Annotated in this window: 19 protein-coding genes and 2 riboswitches; of the genes, 5 read left to right on the forward strand and 14 right to left on the reverse strand. The window is 42.1% G+C overall.

Going from position 1 to position 20,264, the window contains the following annotated elements; translation table 11 throughout:
• Positions 1-87: 87 nt before the first annotated feature.
• From HNR31_RS11150 to HNR31_RS11160, 3 genes are all read right to left on the reverse strand, one after another.
• Complete coding sequence (locus tag HNR31_RS11150; RefSeq protein WP_181556307.1) at positions 88-2,028, reverse strand: electron transport protein; 1,941 nt, start codon at positions 2,026-2,028, stop codon at positions 88-90.
• Positions 2,029-2,114: 86 nt separating this feature from the next.
• Positions 2,115-2,816 (reverse strand): thermonuclease family protein, encoded by a 702-nt coding sequence (locus HNR31_RS11155; RefSeq protein WP_220129498.1) that lies wholly within the window; start codon positions 2,814-2,816, stop codon positions 2,115-2,117.
• 138 nt (positions 2,817-2,954) lie between these two features.
• Positions 2,955-3,746, reverse strand: a complete 792-nt coding sequence (locus tag HNR31_RS11160; RefSeq protein WP_181556308.1) for an MBL fold metallo-hydrolase — start codon at positions 3,744-3,746, stop codon at positions 2,955-2,957.
• Between the two features lie 254 nt (positions 3,747-4,000).
• Here HNR31_RS11160 and HNR31_RS11165 point away from each other — a divergent pair, with 254 nt between their 5' ends.
• Both HNR31_RS11165 and HNR31_RS11170 read left to right on the forward strand, forming a co-directional pair.
• Positions 4,001-5,383, forward strand: coding sequence for a peptide MFS transporter (locus HNR31_RS11165; RefSeq protein ID WP_181556309.1), 1,383 nt, complete (start codon positions 4,001-4,003; stop codon positions 5,381-5,383).
• Positions 5,384-6,026: 643 nt separating this feature from the next.
• Positions 6,027-7,382, forward strand: a complete 1,356-nt coding sequence (locus tag HNR31_RS11170) for a S8 family peptidase (protein ID WP_181556310.1) — start codon at positions 6,027-6,029, stop codon at positions 7,380-7,382.
• Between the two features lie 192 nt (positions 7,383-7,574).
• Here HNR31_RS11170 and HNR31_RS11175 read toward each other — a convergent pair whose 3' ends face one another.
• Positions 7,575-8,159, reverse strand: coding sequence for a YitT family protein (locus tag HNR31_RS11175; RefSeq protein WP_181556311.1), 585 nt, complete (start codon positions 8,157-8,159; stop codon positions 7,575-7,577).
• A gap of 145 nt (positions 8,160-8,304) precedes the next feature.
• A riboswitch (Lysine riboswitch) is annotated at positions 8,305-8,490 on the forward strand.
• Positions 8,491-8,591: 101 nt separating this feature from the next.
• Here HNR31_RS11175 and HNR31_RS11180 point away from each other — a divergent pair.
• Positions 8,592-10,058, forward strand: a complete 1,467-nt coding sequence (locus tag HNR31_RS11180) for an amino acid permease (RefSeq protein ID WP_181556312.1) — start codon at positions 8,592-8,594, stop codon at positions 10,056-10,058.
• A 135-nt stretch (positions 10,059-10,193) separates the two neighbouring features.
• On the opposite strand, the gene HNR31_RS11185 is transcribed toward HNR31_RS11180, so the two are convergent.
• The 3 genes from HNR31_RS11185 to HNR31_RS11195 form a co-directional block, all read right to left on the reverse strand.
• Complete coding sequence (locus HNR31_RS11185) at positions 10,194-10,361, reverse strand: twin-arginine translocase TatA/TatE family subunit (RefSeq protein ID WP_181556313.1); 168 nt, start codon at positions 10,359-10,361, stop codon at positions 10,194-10,196.
• 89 nt (positions 10,362-10,450) lie between these two features.
• Positions 10,451-10,633, reverse strand: coding sequence for an H-type small acid-soluble spore protein (locus HNR31_RS11190; protein WP_181556314.1), 183 nt, complete (start codon positions 10,631-10,633; stop codon positions 10,451-10,453).
• Positions 10,614-10,820 (reverse strand): hypothetical protein, encoded by a 207-nt coding sequence (locus HNR31_RS11195; protein WP_181556315.1) that lies wholly within the window; start codon positions 10,818-10,820, stop codon positions 10,614-10,616. Before HNR31_RS11195 ends, HNR31_RS11190 begins: the two co-directional genes overlap by 20 nt.
• Positions 10,821-10,917: 97 nt before the next feature.
• Between HNR31_RS11195 and HNR31_RS11200 the strand changes: the two genes are divergently transcribed.
• Positions 10,918-11,913 carry an acyltransferase family protein gene (locus tag HNR31_RS11200; RefSeq protein ID WP_181556316.1) on the forward strand — a complete coding sequence of 332 codons (996 nt, stop codon included), beginning with the start codon at positions 10,918-10,920 and terminating at the stop codon, positions 11,911-11,913.
• Positions 11,914-11,926: 13 nt separating this feature from the next.
• Here the strand turns inward: HNR31_RS11200 and thiE are convergent, their stop codons facing one another.
• The 5 genes from thiE to HNR31_RS11225 all read right to left on the reverse strand — a co-directional run bounded on the left by thiE (position 11,927) and on the right by HNR31_RS11225 (position 17,170).
• A complete protein-coding gene (gene thiE / locus HNR31_RS11205; RefSeq protein WP_181556317.1) occupies positions 11,927-12,583 on the reverse strand; it encodes a thiamine phosphate synthase in 657 nt (218 codons plus the stop codon).
• Between the two features lie 14 nt (positions 12,584-12,597).
• Entirely contained in the window at positions 12,598-13,407 is an 810-nt protein-coding gene (thiD, locus tag HNR31_RS11210; RefSeq protein WP_181556318.1) for a bifunctional hydroxymethylpyrimidine kinase/phosphomethylpyrimidine kinase, read from the reverse strand.
• 13 nt (positions 13,408-13,420) lie between these two features.
• Entirely contained in the window at positions 13,421-14,230 is an 810-nt protein-coding gene (thiM, locus tag HNR31_RS11215) for a hydroxyethylthiazole kinase (RefSeq protein ID WP_181556319.1), read from the reverse strand.
• Between the two features lie 62 nt (positions 14,231-14,292).
• Positions 14,293-14,402: riboswitch (TPP riboswitch) on the reverse strand.
• Positions 14,403-14,458: 56 nt separating this feature from the next.
• A complete protein-coding gene (locus HNR31_RS11220; RefSeq protein WP_181556320.1) occupies positions 14,459-15,490 on the reverse strand; it encodes a glycosyltransferase family 2 protein in 1,032 nt (343 codons plus the stop codon).
• A gap of 12 nt (positions 15,491-15,502) precedes the next feature.
• Positions 15,503-17,170, reverse strand: a complete 1,668-nt coding sequence (locus HNR31_RS11225) for a DUF6044 family protein (RefSeq protein ID WP_181556321.1) — start codon at positions 17,168-17,170, stop codon at positions 15,503-15,505.
• A gap of 598 nt (positions 17,171-17,768) precedes the next feature.
• Between HNR31_RS11225 and HNR31_RS11230 the strand changes: the two genes are divergently transcribed.
• Positions 17,769-18,503, forward strand: coding sequence for a class I SAM-dependent methyltransferase (locus HNR31_RS11230; RefSeq protein ID WP_181556322.1), 735 nt, complete (start codon positions 17,769-17,771; stop codon positions 18,501-18,503).
• Positions 18,504-18,630: 127 nt separating this feature from the next.
• Here HNR31_RS11230 and HNR31_RS11235 read toward each other — a convergent pair whose 3' ends face one another.
• A complete protein-coding gene (locus tag HNR31_RS11235) occupies positions 18,631-19,203 on the reverse strand; it encodes an HAD-IA family hydrolase (RefSeq protein ID WP_309505685.1) in 573 nt (190 codons plus the stop codon).
• Between the two features lie 97 nt (positions 19,204-19,300).
• Complete coding sequence (locus HNR31_RS11240; protein ID WP_181556323.1) at positions 19,301-20,152, reverse strand: GNAT family N-acetyltransferase; 852 nt, start codon at positions 20,150-20,152, stop codon at positions 19,301-19,303.
• Positions 20,153-20,264 lie beyond the last annotated feature (112 nt).

A 20,264-nucleotide genomic window follows, 5' to 3' on the forward strand; every position in this document is an offset into this window, starting at 1 on the left:
ACTCTTCGCACTCACATTCGCAGTAAAAACATTTTTGGACAGGAAGAAGCATATTTTTTCATGTTAACTAATCCCTAAAAGACGCTGTTACGGCGAAGTAACGGAAAATAAATAGTCAATGACCGCTTCTTGTTCTTCTTTTGTAAACCCACTTGCTTCATCAATCCAATAGCGGTGGCCTTCACCGCTTACATGCACATCTTGAAGTTGCTTACTTGATTTGTTCGCGTTAATCACCTGCTCCCGCAACTTCCGATCCATCAGTGCTCGCAAACTATTGCGTGGATCTGGGACGATTCCTTTTAATACTGTACCTGATATGCCGGGCTCCCCATTTCGTCCTACTGCTACGCCACCGTCATGGAGATAAGGGGCTGTCCAGTAAAGTCCGATGAGACTTGGCACTTTATATCCTCCAGGAGAGTTGCCATGAGCAAACGCCAATCGAATTTGTTCTTTATCTAAATGATCCGTCGGCACTTTTAACACTTTTGCATTTTTTGGAATCGGAACAGGTGTATCTGGAGCATATAAAACTGCTTCGCCAAATACCTTTTCCGTTTTCTTTAACGCTTGGGCACGCGAAGGTTCTGTGCCAATGAATTGCGAGGAAACAACGCGATGATTGGTTAAATGCGCTCCGGCGTGACAGCTTACGCATCCTGCTTTTACAAACACTTCGCGACCGCGCTCGATTTGTTCAGCCGTCGGACGCTTCTTTGGATCTGGGGGATTTAACGTATTTTGCCAAGCAGCTACCGCATTATTTTGCTCGTTAAAACGAAAGCCTTTTTCACTCACAATAAGGCCATCCGGTGCGACTAGTGATACTTTTGGAAATTGCGGAGGCGCCACTAATTGATTGACTCCCACTACACCAGGGGTCGGGTCAACGGATTGAAAAAATTCCGACGGTTTTCTTTCAGTGGTCGGCTTATATCGCAATTTTGGATTCGCTGCATTTTGCAATATCGTCCCTAAATACACTTCCTCGTCTATTCCAAATAATGGTTCACTAATTTCCGATTGCGCAAGAGAATCAGCGTTTTGTGCATGCACATTATTGCTGAAAACGGTCAATCCGTTAAACGACCCTGCCGCGGCAAAACCGCTCCATCCATACGGATGATCACCTAAAGTGAAAGAATCAGGAATTTGTGAAGGATTGGCTTTCATATCAATCGTTGAATCGAAATTTCCCCTTGGCCAACTGGCAAAAATTCGATCTACCTCTTTCTCAAGCGCTTCCGGGTCAGGTAAAATAGCTTCCTTTCCCTTCGAATCAATGACTTTCCGATCAAGTGAACGAATATATTTTTGCAATCCTTCTATATGGGCATGTGTAAAATAGGCGGAGGAGTTCGTTGCTAAAGCCATTAATAACCCCGCATTTAAATCGTTATTCGGTGCACCTTCAATAACCTTTTTCGTATGTGGATCAACAGTCGCATGGCAAGCTGCACAGCTAATGCCGATGCGAATTTTTCCATCGTTCCAAACAACCGGCATTCCTAGCGGGGAATAAGCTCCTTTTGGAACATCAATACCTGTATCAATTTTCTCGCCTTTTTTATACGTTCGGTCTCCAATTGTAATATCTTCTGCTAATTCGACTTTTAAATTCGTTGTCCCCTTCCCTTTCAAGTCAAGAATCGCTTTTGCCATATTCCCGATGGTAAGCGGGCCATCGATAATCCCCATAATATCAGTCAAAAACACTTCGTTCCCAAACGTTTCCTTATAAAATACTTCGCGCCCTAATTTTAAAAGGCGTTCATCGATAGGGATAGCTCCTTGCTCTGGAGAAAAGAGAGTTTTCTTTTCGTTTGTTGACGACTTTTGAGTATTACTTTCATGCTGACTGATCCATTTTCCCCAAATATCAAACCCTTTCTGTTCATTCGCTTTATATTGCTTTATATCGTTTTCCTCCGGCAATAGAGCGTACTCAAAGTTCGAATGGTATAGCACTCCCCCTCCAATGAGCAATAGGAGCACCACTATTATAGCGACATACCTCTTTCGCATCGCAACCACCGTCCATAGAGAAGAATTTCACCAAGCATATTGTATCCTTCTCTCTGTTCCGTTAGTCGCTTGTGCAAAACTCATCACTAACGGGACGGCGGACGGAATCCCGCAGCCCTTGCTTCTTGTTCTGTACAAAACATCACTTCTGCTTTTGTCACTTTATATTGCGGACTGCCGGGCACATGATAAATTTTCCTACCGTTTTTCGCAATGTTCCCTTTAATCATTGGTTTTTGGCACGTTTGATGTTCTGCACTAACTTGATCATTAAATCCATGGTCTGTTGCATAATTTTCGATCGACCAAATCTTCAACCGTTTTTTTCTTGCCTCATCTTGAATCTTGCGAAACTCATCGACATACTTCGTATTCGGCTCAAATACATAAGCGACGCGCGCATATCCTTTTTTTAGTAACAATTCATTCACCATTGTATTTCCGAACCATACGTAAGCAAGAAGACGACCATATTTATCACGCTCTCTTACATCAAGTTCAAGCTCGATATTCGTTCCTTTCGGTAATAACGATTTGACGTAGCGACTCGCTTCCAGACCAAATGGCTGTACCGGTTTCGTTGGATGTACGGATTCCGGTGTATCAATGAGCAACATTCGTACCGTCTCTTCCTTTTTTCCCACTTTGACCCTTAGCGTATCTCCATCAACGACTTTTACTACTTCAGCAGGAATTCGATGGGAAGAGGATTGGCAACCAACAAGAAACGCAAAACAAAGCAAAATCGCTATGTATGTTCGTAATGATTTCTTTCTTATTAGATTCAAAGTTTATCCTCCTTTCTTCTCCTTCATTATAACGACGTTGTCAACTCCCCATTACTTTTCCTACTCATAAACAATCCCTCTTGTAACAAGACGGCTCCTGTCTGTACAAGAGGGATGGCACTCTTTTTCTTTATCTACTCATGAACCATAACGGCCATGATCAGGAATAGCAAGCTCGTCAAATCGTTTTACGAGTTGTTCTAGACTGTTTTGTAACTGTTCTCCATACATCGGCATACCATGACCGGGAAGCGCAATAGTTGGTTGCAAGTGATACAATTGGATGACCGACTGTCTTGCTTGCTCCCAATCTGGCGTAAAATACATCGGCGGACCGTGAATTCCCTTCTGTTGCAGTAACACCGCCCACAATGACTCCTGTTTCACCGTAATGAACGCATCACCTGTAAGTAAGACACGGTCTTCTTCACGGAATAAAGAAATGTGTCCCCGTGTATGCCCCGGCGTATGAATCGCTCGCCATCCTGGTAAAAACGGAATAGCTCCGTCTTCCGATAGCGGCTTCACCTTTTCTCCTAGGTTGATTCCTTCATGTGGGTAAAGCGGGGAAAGCCATGCTATAAGTCCACCACCAACGGTCGGATCAGGTGGCAAATAATTTGCTTTTCCTGTTAAATACGGCATCTCGAACCGATGAGCATATACAGGAACATCCCAATCGCTCAGCAAATCTGCTAACGCTCCGACATGGTCAAAATGTCCATGCGTTAAAATGATCGCTTTGGGGCGGCAGTGCTTACCGAATAATCGTTCTGCCATACGCCGAATCAAAGAGGCAGAAAACGCAGTTCCCGCATCTACAAGTACCCATGCCCGCTGATCCGGTATTTGAATGAAATAGACATTGACGATATACGTACGCAATTTCGCAATATGTGAAGCGACAAACGGCTTTTTATATGGTCCCATCGCTCTTTCCTCCTCATGGATTAGTAATCCTCCATCTTTAATAATTTGTAAGCATCCATGCCCGACTATGCACTTACACAATTATTTACTAAAATAATTTATATATATATTTTAAAAAATTTATATTTTCTGTCTTAACCAAAAATAAACATCAAAACTTTTAGAATTTTTTATTTCTATATAATTTTATTGACTTATAAATATTTTGTAAATTAAAATAGGACATGTCATCATTTTTACGAGGAGGAAACATCATGGGGGCACTAGCAGAAACTCAAGTGATGAACGATCATCATTCAAAAAAGAAGCATCCTCCCGGGCTTTATTTATTATTCTTTACAGAGCTTTGGGAACGTTTCAGTTATTATGGAATGAGAGCCATTCTTGTTCTTTATTTAACAACAGAGCTCGTTAGCGGTGGCTTAGGATTTAAAGAAAGCGTCGCGATGAGCATTTACGGCTTCTTCGGAGGAGCTGTCTACTTTACCCCAATTATCGGTGGCTATCTATCTGACCGCTTTTTAGGTAGAAGGCTAGCGATTACAATTGGTGGTATTACGATGGCGCTTGGGAACTTTTTACTTTTTGCCATCAACAACCATACAGGTCTATATCTCGGACTTGCTTTACTAATTATTGGTAACGGTTTCTTTAAACCAAATATTTCAACGCTTGTTGGAGAACTTTACGGGCCAAACGATAAGCGTCGGGATGCAGCATTTACTATTTTCTACATGGGTATTAATATCGGTGCTTTCTTCGCACCACTTGTTTGCGGCTTCTTAGCAGAAGATTACTTTAAAACAACTGTCAATGGTGTTGTCCAATACGGATTTAAATACGGTTTCCTTGCTGCATCGATCGGTATGATTATCGGTCAAATCATTTTTAATGTCTTTGGAAATCGTTATTTAGGGGAAATTGGAAAAAAACCAGTTGGGAAAACGGAAACTGGAGCAACTGTTCCAAAAACTCCATTAACGAAAAAAGAAAAGCAACGTACCGCAGTAATTTTAATTCTAGCATGTTTTATCATTTTCTTCTGGGCTGGATTTGAACAAGCCGGAAGCTCATTAACATTATATACAAATAAATTTGTTGATAAATCCATCGGTGGTTGGGCAATCCCAACGTCTTGGTTCCAATCATTGAACCCATTCTTTATCGTTGTGTTAGCACCGATTCTTTCGGCCTTATGGGTGAAACTTTCGAATACAAAACGTGGTGACTTACCAATTCCAGCCAAAATGGCGATTGGTATGATTTTACTTGGTCTTGGATTTGCTGTTTTAATTCCTGCTGTACTACAAACTGGCAGCAATGAACATCACATTGTCGAAAAAGCAAATGTTATGTTTATCATTTTGACCTATTTCCTTCATACGCTTGGTGAGCTTTGCTTATCACCAGTAGGATTGTCTATGGTAAGCCGACTTGCTCCAATTCGTTTAGCATCACTATTAATGGGCGTTTGGTTAGCAGGAACAGGAGTTGCTCAAGTTTTAGGTGGTCAATTAGCCGCGTTGACCGAATCATTAGGTTATTTAGAAATCTTCAGCTTAATTGGCGGCCTAACGATTGGATTAGGACTTATTTTATTGCTGTTGACGAAAAAACTTGTACGTATGATGGAATAAGAAGGCTAACTCCTTAATCGGAGTTAGCCTTCTTTCTATATATTTTCCATGCGTACAAATTCCCTTCCAGTACACACTATTTCTCGTAAGGTGATGAGAGACAATGAAAGCAATTGAGAGCATATGAAACATTAGAACTTCATGAACTTTTGGCGTTTAAAAATCAAAAGTGTCGCAATGCAACGAGCGGTATCTGCTTTAGAACTCCAATCACGACTTCAAAAAACACAACAACACAACATGGCTTACAAAATCTTTTAGCTTATGAGCAAAACAACCAGCGTTCTTAACCGATTGCTACGGATTTTGTCATCACCAAGAAAAACGATGTAAAAGTCTATACGATGTGACGAAGCATCGCTCCGGAAATATGCAATACATTAAAACAGCATTTAAACGCTGTGATTCAATTTCAAGGGCAAACTAGCCAATATATGAATAAAGTCTACGATTATCCCACGAACGCGCAAAAGAAGATACACGTAGACACGCAGGCGTCTTACCCCCCTTTACAAACAACGAACGATAATTCGCACCTTCCCTCTCCGCAATGTTTCAACTATGGGATTCGGCCGCGACAGCCGGAATCCCATTTTTCATATTTTTTTGCGATTGATTCATTCTAATGAATGAGGTGAAACGTATGAAAAAAACATCATTTTTGATCATTGTCACTGGACTTGCCATTGTCTTCGTTACCGTTGCAGGAATCATTGCTTTGTATCGTCCCGCAGTAAACAAACAACAAGCTCAACAGTTAAAAACTGCTCCAGCCCCTTATGAGCCAGCGCCTCGTTCCCATCCGACCATCATTACCCTTAATAGCTTAGCGATGAACGAGACGATCAAAACCAAATTAAATCGCCATCCAAAGATTGTGAAAATCAATCATAATGGCCGCGATCAAAGCCATTATTACAATCACGAAATTACCGTTCGATTTCACCGGATGCCGACGGAGCGGGATATAGCGCGCATCGAACAAGAGATTGACGGAACAGCAGTCAACCGTTTTGACCATTTTTTCATCTTTCGCTCCAACAGCAAAACGTATAACGAATTAATCAACTACTTTCGCCAACATCCGAATGCTGCCTATGCCGAACCGAATTATATTTTTTTGCAAAATGAACAGCCAAACGACTTACTGTATTCGCGCTATCAATGGAATTTGCCAGCCATTCAAACGGAGGAAGGATGGCAGCTTTCCCACGGGAAGAAAAGCGTTACGATTGCCGTCATTGACAGCGGTGTCGATCTTGACCATCCCGATTTAGTTCATCGCCTTCAAAAAGGATATAACGTGCTAGCAGATAATGACATCCCTCAAGACGATAACGGACATGGTACACATGTGGCGGGCATTATTGCTTCAGACCCGAACAATCACGAAGGTATCGCCGGTATTACGTGGTTTAACCCCATTATGCCGATTAAAGCATTAAATAATGAAGGATACGGCACATCCTTTGACGTCGCAAAAGGAATTCGCTGGGCGGTAGATCATGGAGCTAAAGTGATTAATTTAAGCCTTGGCAACTATCAGACATCGACATTATTACAAGAAGCTGTACGCTACGCCTATGACCACGATGTCGTCTTAGTGGCTGCTTCCGGAAATGATCGCTCATCACAGCCTAGCTTTCCCGCCGCTTATCCTGAAGTATTAAGCGTCGGTGCAATCAATCCTGATGGCTCATCTGCTGAATATTCCAATTATGGAACTTATTTAGATGTTGTGGCTCCGGGAACGAATATTCCAAGCACATTTCTCGGGCATCGCTATGCAGCTCTTTCTGGCACATCAATGGCCGCTCCGCATGTGTCCGCTCTGGCAGGACTTATTCGCTCTTTGAATCCGAAACTAACGAACAAACAAGTTATGCAAATCATCACAAGAACAACCGTTGATTTAGGCCCAATCGGAAAAGATGCATATTTTGGTCACGGATTAATTAACGTATATCGCGCCCTTGAACTTGCCAATGACTTGCGATGACAAGAAAGCGGAAGCGTCCAATTTCTTCTATATACTTGACCACGTCCTGTGAATAAATGACGAAATATCGCCATCCCAGCTCTCTCAAAGCTAAATGCTCTTCGCCGGTAGAAGTGCCTGTCACTTCCCAAGCGCTAGTTTGGCACAAGAAAACTAGCAGCGATTCAACGCTTATATTAAAGGATGGAGACGTCAAATGATGGGGCGACTCCATCTTTTTGTTTCGGTCAATATTGTAGTCACAATACCAACGACTGTCACAACGATGAACGAGTGAAGAAATGACGTCGAACCGATTAGAAAACTCCCTACTGTAATAATCAACGCATCCATTATAAAAATGATAATCCCTACATTCCAATTTGTGATTCTAGCGATAAATTGGGCTAATAAATCTGTTCCGCCCGTGCTTGTCTCTTCCCGTAACATCATACCGATGCCTGTCCCGACAAAAATTCCGCCAATAATCGAGCTGATCATCGGATCAACCGATACCGTCCCACGCAACACCGAACATACATCGATCATTAGTGAGGAAAATAACAGTCCATGCAAACTATTGTAAAAAAACGGTCGATAGTAAAACCATGCAATAATATAAAGCGGTACGCTTACCAACATGGTCGTCAACCCTACTTTAACTTGCCAAATGTATTTCGCGATTAAGCCGATTCCAATGATTCCCCCGTCTAACAAGTGATGGGGAACCAAAAAAACGTTAATGCCAATGGCTAGTAAAACGCTGCCGACACCGATTGCAACCATCTTTTTGAACATTTGTGCCACACCTCATTTTTTTCGCTCTATTTCAATATATATGGCACTGTTTTTAAAGACTTGTCTCTTAATATTTTTATATTGCCGCGACTACAAAAATCATTTACAATATGATTGGTAGAACTGAATAGGACGCTCATTAGACCAATGAGGTAGAGGTCGCAGCTTTTATGAGTACAGTGAACGAGACGCAGAGACGTCAAAGACTTCACTGGAAAGGAAAAGCTGCCGAAGCTTGGGCATTTCTCTGGATGCTTAAGCTGGGGCTGTTGCCGAATAGGAACAGCACTGTCACGTTTGCATGGAGCAGACGTGGAGCGCTATCTTCATGGAAGGTTTGATGCGTGCGGGTATTGAGTACACTGCCGTCGAATCTCCTTCGACGGCTTTTTTATTCCTCAATTATTCTAATGAAAAGGAGTGATTGAACCAATGGAGACAGTCACGAAAAAAGAAGCAATGTCTGCTTCCGATTCTCTGTCCTCGAATGAGTTACACCGAAAATTAAAGGCGCGGCATTTAACAATGATTTCCTTAGGAGGAACGATTGGCACAGGTTTATTCCTAGCAAGCGGTAGCGCCGTTCACACAGCAGGGCCTGGCGGAGCACTCGTTGCGTATGCGGCCATTGGAATTATGGTGTACTTTTTAATGACAAGCCTTGCAGAAATGGCTACATATATGCCGGTCGCCGGCTCATTTAGCACCTATGCCACAAAGTTTGTGGACCCAGCTTTAGGATTTGCGCTAGGATGGAACTATTGGTACAACTGGGCAATCACCATTGCCGCCGAATTATCTGCCGTCACGATGATTATGAAGTTTTGGTTCCCTAACAGCCCTTCGCTTTTATGGAGCGCGCTTTGTTTAGCCGTCATGTTTCTATTAAACTATTTATCCGTAAAAGGATTCGGTGAAGCTGAATATTGGTTTTCTCTTATTAAAGTCGCAACTGTTATCATTTTTTTAATTGTGAGCTTTTTGATGATTGTTGGGATTATGGGCGGTGAAGCAGTCGGCTTCAAAAACTTTACGATTGGAGACGCTCCATTTCATGGCGGGTTTATGGCGATGCTTGGAATTTTCATGGCAGCAGGATTCTCCTTTCAAGGAACAGAATTGTTAGGGGTCGCTGCCGGCGAAAGCGAAGATCCTAAGCGCAACATTCCGCGTGCCATTCGCCAAGTATTTTGGCGCATCCTTTTATTCTATGTCTTAGCTATTTTAGCGATTGGTTTATTGATTCCTTACACGAATGAAAAACTTGCCAATAGCGATGTAACCGTGAGCCCATTTACGCTTGTATTTGATAAGGCAGGAATTGCGTTTGCTGCTTCCGTCATGAATGCAGTCATTTTAACAGCGGTTCTATCGGCTGGTAACTCAGGGATGTATGCATCTACTCGCATGCTGTGGGACTTAGCTCGCGAAGGTAAGGCACCGAAATTTTTAGCAAAGTTAAACAAACGCGGCGTACCTGTGAATGCGCTTATCGTCACTTCATCTTTAGGAACGCTCGCCTTTTTGGCCTCTTTATTTGGGGACGGTGTTGTCTATACATGGTTGTTAAATGCCTCAGGAATGTCGGGGTTTATCGCATGGTTAGGAATCGCCATCAGCCATTACCGTTTCCGAAAAGCCTACGTTGCTCAAGGTCGGGATCTTCGCGATTTACCTTATAAAGCAAAATGGTTTCCTTTTGGTCCAATCTTTGCGTTGGTTCTTTGTACGATCGTTATTTTGGGACAAAACTATTCTGCATTTATAGGTGGAACAATCGATTGGTATGGCATTCTCGTTTCTTATATTGGCTTACCACTATTTATTATCGTTTGGTTAGGGTATAAATGGACGAAAAAGACAAAAGTCGTTCCGCTTCATGAATGTAAATTCAAATAACAATTAGAACACCATCTGCCCGTGGCATCTCCTTCTAAACTAAAAAGCGTCTATTCATTTTGTAACAGGCTTTTGTGATACCATTGTTTATATCAATAAACATGGGCTTGGTGTACAGCTACACCAAGCCCATGTTTATTTTTGTACCTTTTGCTCTTCGTCGTCGATAATTCCTTTTGTCGCATTTTTAAACTCACGAAGCGTTTTCCCTGCTGCTCGACCAAGTTCCGGCAATTTCTTTGGACCAAAAATTAACAACGCAAAAAACACGATAAGGGCAATTTCGCCAAATCCAATATTCATCGTATTCACTCCATTTTCCAATGATCCACTAAATCACCACATTCAACATATCCTATTTCATTATATCACACGCTAATAATAGAAGCTAGCTAGTTCCGCTCTTGAAGAAGGCGAACAGGAACTTCCATTTCTTCTTCGGACCGTTCTTTCAGATAAATTCTTGCCATTTTTCGTTCCTCATCAACGTGCTGGATGAATACTTGTTTTCCTTCATACATAACGGGAATGATTTCTCCCGTCTCAGCAATTTGTTTAGCGCGCATGACTTCCATCGTTATTTCCCTCCTCTTCATTATCTTTTGCACTATCTTCTGCTATTACCCGTAATTCTTTCCAGAATAATTCATCATTGCAAATAAGCTGCACATACGGATGAACAATTTGCTCGAGTTCTCCTGCATCTCCTTTTGCATTGATAATTTCTAGCAATTGAGTCATATCTGTCGTTTCGTGTTCCATGATTTACCCTCCTGTCGATATTCAACGCAATATCACCCCCATAACAAGCAAAAAAAATTCGAATTAGTATAGAAAAAAGAGAATGGGGGAAGGTGTGATGAGCGAACGCGATTGCTATTTCGACAATGCGAAATGTTTTTTAATGCTCCTCGTCGTGTTTGGCCACTTTCTCCGCCCTTATATTGATAGTGAGTTGTTTGTCCATAGCTTATACGTTTGGATTTTCTTTTTTCATATGCCAGCGTTTATTTTAATTTCCGGCTACTTTGCTAAAGGATTTCGTCAGCATGGGTATTTGAAAAAAATCACGAAAAAATTATTGCTTCCTTATCTTATTTTTCAACTATTGTATTCGATTTATTATTCGTTTTTATATGAAAAAGATACGGTACAAATCGATGTTTTTACACCGCATTGGAGTTTATGGTTTTTAATCAGTTTGTTTAGCTGGAATATATTATTATGGATTTTTGCCAATATACCTAAACATATTTCTCTATTGATCGCCTTGTTACTCGGCGTGGGGGCCGGAATGATCGAAGCGGAAAAATGGTTGAGCTTATCTCGAACATTCACGTTTTTTCCGTTCTTTTTAATGGGTTTTTTCTTGCAGAAAAGCCATTTTGAACGATTGCTGACACGACGTGTTCGCCTATTTTCATTAATCGTCTTAATCGGCATGTTTATCTGTATTCATCTCGGGTTTCCTGATTTGCCGCAAGAATGGTTGTACGGCTCTAAATCATATGAAACGCTAGGTGTTCATGAAGAAAAAGGAGCTATAGGTCGACTGATTATTTATGGAGCGAGCGCTTTCATGATGTTTTGCTTTATGTCGCTCATCCCAAATCGTCGCTTACCAATTTCAACGTTGGGCACAAGAACGTTTTATATTTATATTCTTCACGGGTTTATTTTAAAATATTTACATGTAACCCATTTTCCTGATTTCATTATGGACATTCACGGTTATCCGTTGTTGCTCCTTTTATCATTGTTCGTCATGTTCATTTTAGGAAGCGAACCGATTGTTCGGCTTGTGCGACCTCTAATTGAATGGCGCTTTCCAAAAAAGAAACGGGCTGTTTCGTAACTGAAACAGCCCGTTATTTAACTTTTACACATTGAACAAGTTGTCTTGTTGCATCAAATGGCGACTCTGCAGAGGCGATCGCGCTAATGACAGAAACACCATCAGCTCCAGCAGCGATGACTTCACTTGCATTTTCATGCGTGATTCCACCAATCGCCACGATCGGAATGTCGATGCCGCTGTCACGAAGAAACCGAATGATAGAAGCGCCTTGCGCCTCCTTTGCATCGTCTTTCGATGTCGTTGGAAAAATTGGACCGACACCGATGTAATCAGCTCCAGCTGTCATCGCCGCGCGCGCTTCTTCCAAATTGTGAGCGGAAACGCCAAGAATTTTATCGCCGATCTTCTTGCGAACGACATCGGCTTTTTCATCGTCCTGTCCAATATGCACTCCATCCGCATCGAGCTCAATTGCTAATTCGACGTCATCGTTGACGATAAACGGCACGCCATGTTGTCGGCAAATCTTTTGCAACTCTTTTGCGAAAGCATACTTCTCCTCGCCTGTGAACGCCTCTTTTCCTTTTTCACGGAATTGAAACAATGTGATCCCGCCAGTGATTGCTTCGGTTAAAACGCTCAAAGGATTTTTCTTACAGTTGCTGCTGCCCATAATAAAATACACGCGTAACAATTCTTTCATCGTTTCTGTTGAGATTCGTGTCACCGTTCATCACCTAATCATGATAAATTCGCTTGTCGGTACGCCCAATGATTCGTCGGACCATGACCGTGACCAATGCCTAATTCATGCTCAATTGCTGCTTGAATAAATGCTTTCGCTGTTTGTACCGCTTCCTTGACGCTGCGGCCTTTCGCGAGTTCCGCCGTAATCGCTGCTGCAAATGTGCAACCTGTCCCATGCGTATGGTTCGTTTCGATCCGTTTGCTTGTAAAATATGAAAATTCATGACCATCGTACAATACATCGACTGCTTCATCGTCGTCATCATCATGACCGCCTTTAATGACGACATGCTTGACACCTAGTTCATATAGGCGCTTTGCGGCTTCATGGCGATCATTGATTGTCCGGATTGTCATGCCTGTTAACACTTCCGCTTCCGGAATATTAGGAGTAATGACCATCGCCAATGGAAGCAAGTGTGTTTTTAAGGCGCTAACCGCTTCTTCTTGTAAAAGCGGCGCACCACCTTTCGCAATCATCACTGGATCGACGACAAGCTGATTCCAACCAAATTGCTTCACTTTGGCTGCCACCGCTTGAATAATTTCCGCGCTAAACAACATCCCTGTTTTGACGGCATCGGCTCCTAAATCCGTCCCGATCGATTCAATTTGCTGTTCAACCGCCTCAACGGATAAAGGATATACTCCTTGTACGCCGAGCGTATTTTGCGCCGTCACCGCTGTTAATGCGGACATTCCAAATACTCGCAGCTCTTGAAATGTCTTTAAATCTGCTTGAATGCCGGCGCCGCCGCCGCTGTCAGAACCAGCAATCGTTAACGCTTTGTACACGTTTCTCATGACAATCTCCCTTTCACTTCACTTGTTCTATGAGACTATATTGACGAATATCTTCTTCCCCTACACGAGCAAGTTCGTTTAAAAAGGCAATTTGAAAGCTTCCCGGACCCGCTTCTCCCGCTTTTTTCGCTGCGATTTCCGCAGCAACTCCATAACTGACAAGCGCAGAAGCTGCCGCTACCAATAAATTGGATTCAACAGCGGCAAACGCCCCGATGACCGATGTTAATAAACAGCCCGTTCCAGTGACTTTCGTTAAAAGCGGATGGCCGTTACGAATGACGTATGTTGTCTCCCCATCGGTAACCACATCGTCTTTGCCCGTAATCGCGACAATGGTATGAAGCTGCTGTGCTGCTTTTTTTGCCAACACAACGACATCACCGTTTCCTTCGCCGGCATCCACACCTTTAATCATCCAATTTTCTCCTATGACATTGGCAATCTCCGCCGCATTGCCGCGAATGACAGAAACGTTCACTTCACGAACAATCTTTTTTGCCGTTTCTGTTCGGTAGCGCGTCGCTCCTGCCCCAACCGGATCGAAAATGACCGGAACGCCGTGTTCGTTCGCCGATTTTCCAGCCATCAACATCGCTTCGACTTCCGTTTCGTTTAATGTGCCGATATTTAATACAAGCGCTCCAGCGATTTTTGCCATATCAGCCACTTCCTCTTTCGCGTATGCCATAACCGGAGAAGCGCCTAATGCAAGCAAACCGTTTGCCGTAAAATTTGTAACGACAACATTAGTGATATTATGAACGAGCGGATTAGCCTGCCGCACGTTTTCTAATGTTTTGGCAATCTCTTGCACGTCCATCCTTGTTCCATTCCTTTCCACGCAAAAATAAAAAACACTTTGCGCGTAAGCAAAGTGTACACTTCTCTCCTTGTCACTTTCCCTACGCTGGCATTACCCAACAGGTTCAAACGGTCAACGACGGATTAGTCGTACTCTCAGCCTGATTCCACAGGCTCCCGCTCACTATTTGTTTTTACAAGCCCAGTCTACTCCTTCTTGAAAAGGAATGCAAGCAAAAAATCGCCGTTACCTATTCCTCTTCTGAATATCGATGCTTTTCCGCTCTTCTCCAAGCGATGGAACATGATTTACCGGAAGCGGCAACGGGAAATTGAATAAATCAAGGTCAATGATATAACGCGGACGGCGTTTCGTTTCTTTATAGATTTTCCCGATGTATTCCCCAATCAAGCCGAGCGCAATGAGCTGAAGTCCGCCAAGAAGCCAAATCGACGTAATAAGCGATGTCCACCCCGTTTGCGTATAACCGTTAAATTTTAAAAATAGAAAATATGCCCCAAAAAACAAACTCACAAAAAAGGAAACAAATCCAACGAGCGAAATGAAACGAATCGGTGTAATGCTGAATGAGGTAATCCCGTCTAAAGCAAACGCCAACATTTTTTTAAGCGGGTATTTCGTTTCTCCTGCTAATCGCTCTTTTCGGTCATAATAAACAGTTGTCGAACGGAAACCGAGCAACGGTACAATGCCGCGCAAAAACAAATTCACTTCTTCAAACCGTTCGAGCTCCTCAACGACGCGTCGACTCATGAGACGATAATCGGCATGATTATAAACGATATGCACCCCCATCGCTTTCATTAATTTATAAAACCCTTGGGCGCTGTGGCGTTTAAAAAACGAATCCGTATCTCTCTTATTCCGTACTCCGTATACAATTTCGTATCCTTCATGAAACTTTTTCATAAACTCACGAATGACGGAAATATCATCTTGTAAATCAGCATCTATGGAAACGATACAATCAGAAAGCATTTTAGCTGCAAATAATCCGGCTAAAAGGGCATTTTGATGCCCGGCATTGCGGGCGAGTTTCAATCCTTTCACTTCTGGATATCGCAAGCTTGCTTTATAAATAATCGTCCACGTAGTATCCTGACTTCCATCATCAACGAACAATAGTTTACTTTGTTCAGAAACAAGCTGCTCGGCGATTAATTGCTGAAGCAAATCACGAAGTTGCCGAATCGTTTCTGGAAGCACCTCCTCTTCGTTATAACAAGGGACTACAATAGTGAGAACCGGTTCGCTCATCGCTATTCCTCCTTACGATGTCACTTTATATAGATAAATCGTCCATGCGGATTCATCGGAATGAAACACTTTTTCCAGTGCTAATTGATTGCTTTTAGCATTTGTAATCGGTAAGGCGGAAAAAATATAGCGTCCGCCCATTTGACGAAACACATCGGTATTTAGCTGTAAATTGGTAATCTTTTTCTTTGAATGTTTTTTAAACATATAATGCTTGCCTAACTCGTCTACGAAAATATAACAACGTCCTCCCCATTCATCGAAATACTCGCGCAGCTTTTTATTTTTCGCTAGCTCACGCGCAATGATTTTTCGAAACTGGTGTTTATACCTCAACGGATAAAAATTATTGTACGTATCTAATGTGTAAAACCCGTTATATTGGGCGATCGCCGGATGAATTCCGATGCTGGCGACGCGATATTTGTGCACAGGAAGGCCTATGTATTCTTTAATCTCTTGAAATTGTTCTTCGGCGTAAAACTGCTTAAACGACGGTTTGTGGCGATAAAAGATTTCCTCATTAAATATCGCAAGCACGATGAGTTGTGCCGCAATCGCGGTAAAACATGCTTTTTTCCACGCTTGTCCTTGTTGCCATAAAATTTTTAACGAAAGCGCAAATAGCATGTAAATCACCATCGGCCGCAAAAAATGATAGCGGGCAAAGTTAAATTTATCGAGAATGTCAAAGCGTTCAGTTAACGGGACCCATCCTTTATAAAACCAAAACGCATACCATGCCGAAAGAGCGAAGTTCAAAGCATGAAGAAACAGAAACATTTTTTCTTGCTTCCATAATTTCTTTTTCCAAACCATATATAAAGCGACGAACGTCACCGGCAAAATGACAAGACCGTGCACCGTCATCACGTGATTGTGGCCAAGAATATAATTTTTCAACGTCAATCGAATAGCACGCCAAAAAGAAAGACGGGCATGAAAATATTCATCACGACTCGTCGGTTCATCAGCAAATAAAAGCGAATGGACAAGGCGGTATTCAATCGCAACATAAATAGCCGTCATGTACACAATCGCCAATAAAAATCGCCAATTCCACCCTTTCCCGCGCACAACATCCACAAGCCAAAAAACTCCCATGGCACTAAGGAAAAAGAAAAAACCGAGCACAAGACTGGAATAAAAGGGCAAAAGCGTAAGCACAAGATAATTTACCCACGAACGCTCGCCGGCACGAATGTTTAAAAACGCCCATAACGCAAGCGGCATTCCAAGCGTGCTTAACATGCCCGACGGCCAAAACGGCGTCAATGCAAAAGCGAGAGCTGCACCGACGCGAATCCAAGACCATTCCGGGGATTTGATCACATGTTTTTTAAGCAAAAGATACATGCCGATAAACGCAAACACGCGCGTGATCGCTTGGCTTAATCCATAGGCGTAAATGGATGGAAATAACGCATGAAGCCAAACGATTCCGCTAAATTCTGTTCCATACGCATTTCTCGGTAAGCCGTTAATAATTTGCGGAATGACGGCATTAATCGGACCAAACAGCTCCCCGCTTCTTGTTAACACCTTATACCACGCAATATTGGAATCAAGATTATCGTGAACACGCATATGCGCATCTTCGCCAAAAACAAAATACGGCGATACAAAAACAGCAATTGCAAGGAACGAGAAGAACAGTAATCGCTTTTCCATTTTCTCCATTCTCTTCTCCTCCTTTGCCTCGTCCTAACAGACGCCTATTGTCTCCCTTTATTTTCTAACGATAAGAAGGAAAATATGCATAAAAAAGCTCTTCCTTTCACAGGAAGAGATTGTTTTTTAGAAGTTTATAAAGATAAGATGGGATGTCTTCAATAGGATATTGCTCGTATGTTTTTCGTTCTGACTAGAAAATAGCAAAACAACAATAAGCAGAATTTCTATTCTGAAAAGAGGAAGAGTCGGGATTAACATGCTAGAACGAGATAATACCAAGAAAAAGGGCCATTTCCTAGAATCTTTAGATAGCTTATCTTAAGCGAATATAGTTCTTTTCTCGTAAAACAAAGAGCAAGATAAAACTCAAACAATACATGCAGGTCAAATTTAGAACGAATCTCCTTAATCGTTTAAAACCATTGTCAACCTCTTTGATACTGCTGTGAACATTCGAGAACAGCTCCTTCGGAAAACAACTGTCTCGTGACAAAATGATGCGATGATCGCTTAGAAAAAGTTAATATTTCCCAAAAACATCAGTCCTCTCTAAAAAACTTGATTCACACATGCCCATATATTAAATTAGTGTCATAGAATTAGAATGACTGTTATTAATATTCATGTAATTCAGATACAAAAACTTAGGAGGATAACGGATGCGATTTACGCTTCGATATGGATTGATGCCCCTTTTTGGGTAGGGATTCTCATCGTCATCGGATTGATATTTTCTCTTGTTAGTCTCAAAGGATTGCCTCAAAGTATAGGCGGCCTCTTCTTTGGGTTGTTCATGTTATCTATGGGTTTATGGATGTTCTTGTACTCCACAGTTATCAAAATAAAGCACCGACACGTTATTTTACGGCTAGCTCAAGTTGACAGGAATGATAAGGTACTAGATGTAGGAACAGGTCGAGGACTTCTTGCAATTGCAGCAGCACAAATGGGATGTAAAGTAACAGCCATTGATCGTTGGTCACAGTGGGACATTAGCGGCAACAGCAGGGAAGCTTTTAGAAAAAATGCAGAAATAGAACAGGTAGCTGATATTGAACTTATTGATGGAGATGCCTGTGAATTGCCATTTGCAGCTGAAAGTTTTGATGCCGTTGTGTCAAATTTTGTTATTCATAATATTAAAAGCCCTGAAGATAGAGAACAAGCAGTTCGGGAGATGTGGCGGGTCTTGCGTCCAAACGGAAGATTAGTCATTTCTGACATTCAGCGAATATCTGAATATATCGAGATATTGGCACCCTTAGCAAGTCAAATTGAAACAAAACGAATTTTTTACACCTTTCCATTTTCACAAATCGTTGTAGCTCATAAAAAATAAAGTCCTAACCTATATGATGCAAAAAGGATTGTCTCATCGCCGAACACCGACACGAGTTGAGGATTTTCCATTTTTTATGTGTTATTGAAATCGGCCTGTTTATGTTTGAGACAGTCTTTCTCTACTACTATATCTTTTTCCATTCCACGATCATTGAAACAATCTCCGAAAATTCATGTACAATGAAATCGGCATCACGCAGCTCATTATCGTTGGCAAATCCGAACCGGCAGCCGATGGACAACAAACCGTTCTCTTTAGCCGCTTGAATATCGGAACTCCGATCGCCAACCATCGCCGCTTTTTCAATGTCATAATCTCTCAACAACCGAGCAACTAAAGCGGATTTCGACGGCGAATGAAAGCGACCGACACTGTAAAAATCGGTGAAATAACGTTCTAAGCAAAAGTATTGCCGAATAGCATCGACATAACGCTCCAACCCATTGCTGGCAACAAAAAGAGAAATTCCCTGTTCCTTGAGATAGGCAAGGGTAGATACGACTCCCGGATATAATTGCCCGTTTCCTTGCTCAATTTCCTGCACTAAATCTTCAAGAAACCATCGATCTGCAGCTTCGCGAACCGCTTCACTTGCGTTCGGTAAAAGCTGACGCCACACTTCTGGGAGAGTGACGCCGAGAATATTCAAATATTGCCGAACGGGAGTTTCTCCTTGCCATTGTCCTTCACTCCGCAACCGGTCAAACGTTTATGCAATGCTGGGACAAGAATTTTCTCTGTTTGAAACAGTGTACCATCCATATCGAAAATTAAGGCAAAGGGGATTCGGCTCATTAGCATAGCTCCTTTCGAAATAGCACTACCATTGAATCCATCACCGGCTCATAGCCGATTTCCATATAAATTTTGTTTGACGTGGGATTTGCTAAATCTGTATACAGGGAAACTGTGTTATATCCCGAATCTAACAAATGTTGTGTGAGAGCAGCAACGCAATCGGAAGCATAGCCCTTTTTTCTCTCTTTCGGCGGCGTATACACAAACCCCACCGTTACGTTCGTTTTTGTCGGGCGTGCCCAGCAGGCCATGGAAACGAGCTTTCCATCAGTATCCCATACATACAACCTCTTTTTTTCGATCATCTCTTCCGCTTTTTGTACGGCTTCCTCAACCGATATCGGCTCCCCTACGTCTTGACAGAAGTGGTAGATCCACTCTTTCATAGTTGCGAAATCATTCATTTCTGCTTGACGCAGCTTTCCGCTTGCCGAAGCCGGTTTTTTCACTTCAGTCAGGACGTAAATGCGTTGCTTCATATGAATATGAACGTCACTATGTTTCAGACGCGCAATTTGTTCAGCGAGCGATGTTACGAGGGTAGACTCACCGATCAACCCAGGAATATTTGGATAATCCTCGTATAGCTTCTTAGCTAAATCAGCAATCTCTTCAGATGTTAACGGCAATGATTTTGATAAAATCATTTGACGAGGGTGCGTTTGCAATAATACAAGCGATAACTCCCCGTTTTTTGTGACCGTTCCCATATAAAGAGGCTTATCGCCTTCATTTAAATTCATGAGTACTCCTAACAGTAAATTATTTTCTCCTTCATATTGCCCGAGAAATGGGAGTACATCTTGTTTAAATACCGAAGCATCACTGTATTTTCTTAATTCGATCATATTTCTCTCCTGTCCCCTAATTTTCAATTTGCCAAAAACAAAAATCTCCACATTCAATCCCTTTCAACAGTCATGAAGTGATAAAGATAATATCACTTTTCCTATTGATTAA

Origin of the sequence: Thermaerobacillus caldiproteolyticus, from assembly GCF_013761245.1 — a bacterium.
GTDB lineage: Bacteria > Bacillota > Bacilli > Bacillales > Anoxybacillaceae > Thermaerobacillus > Thermaerobacillus caldiproteolyticus.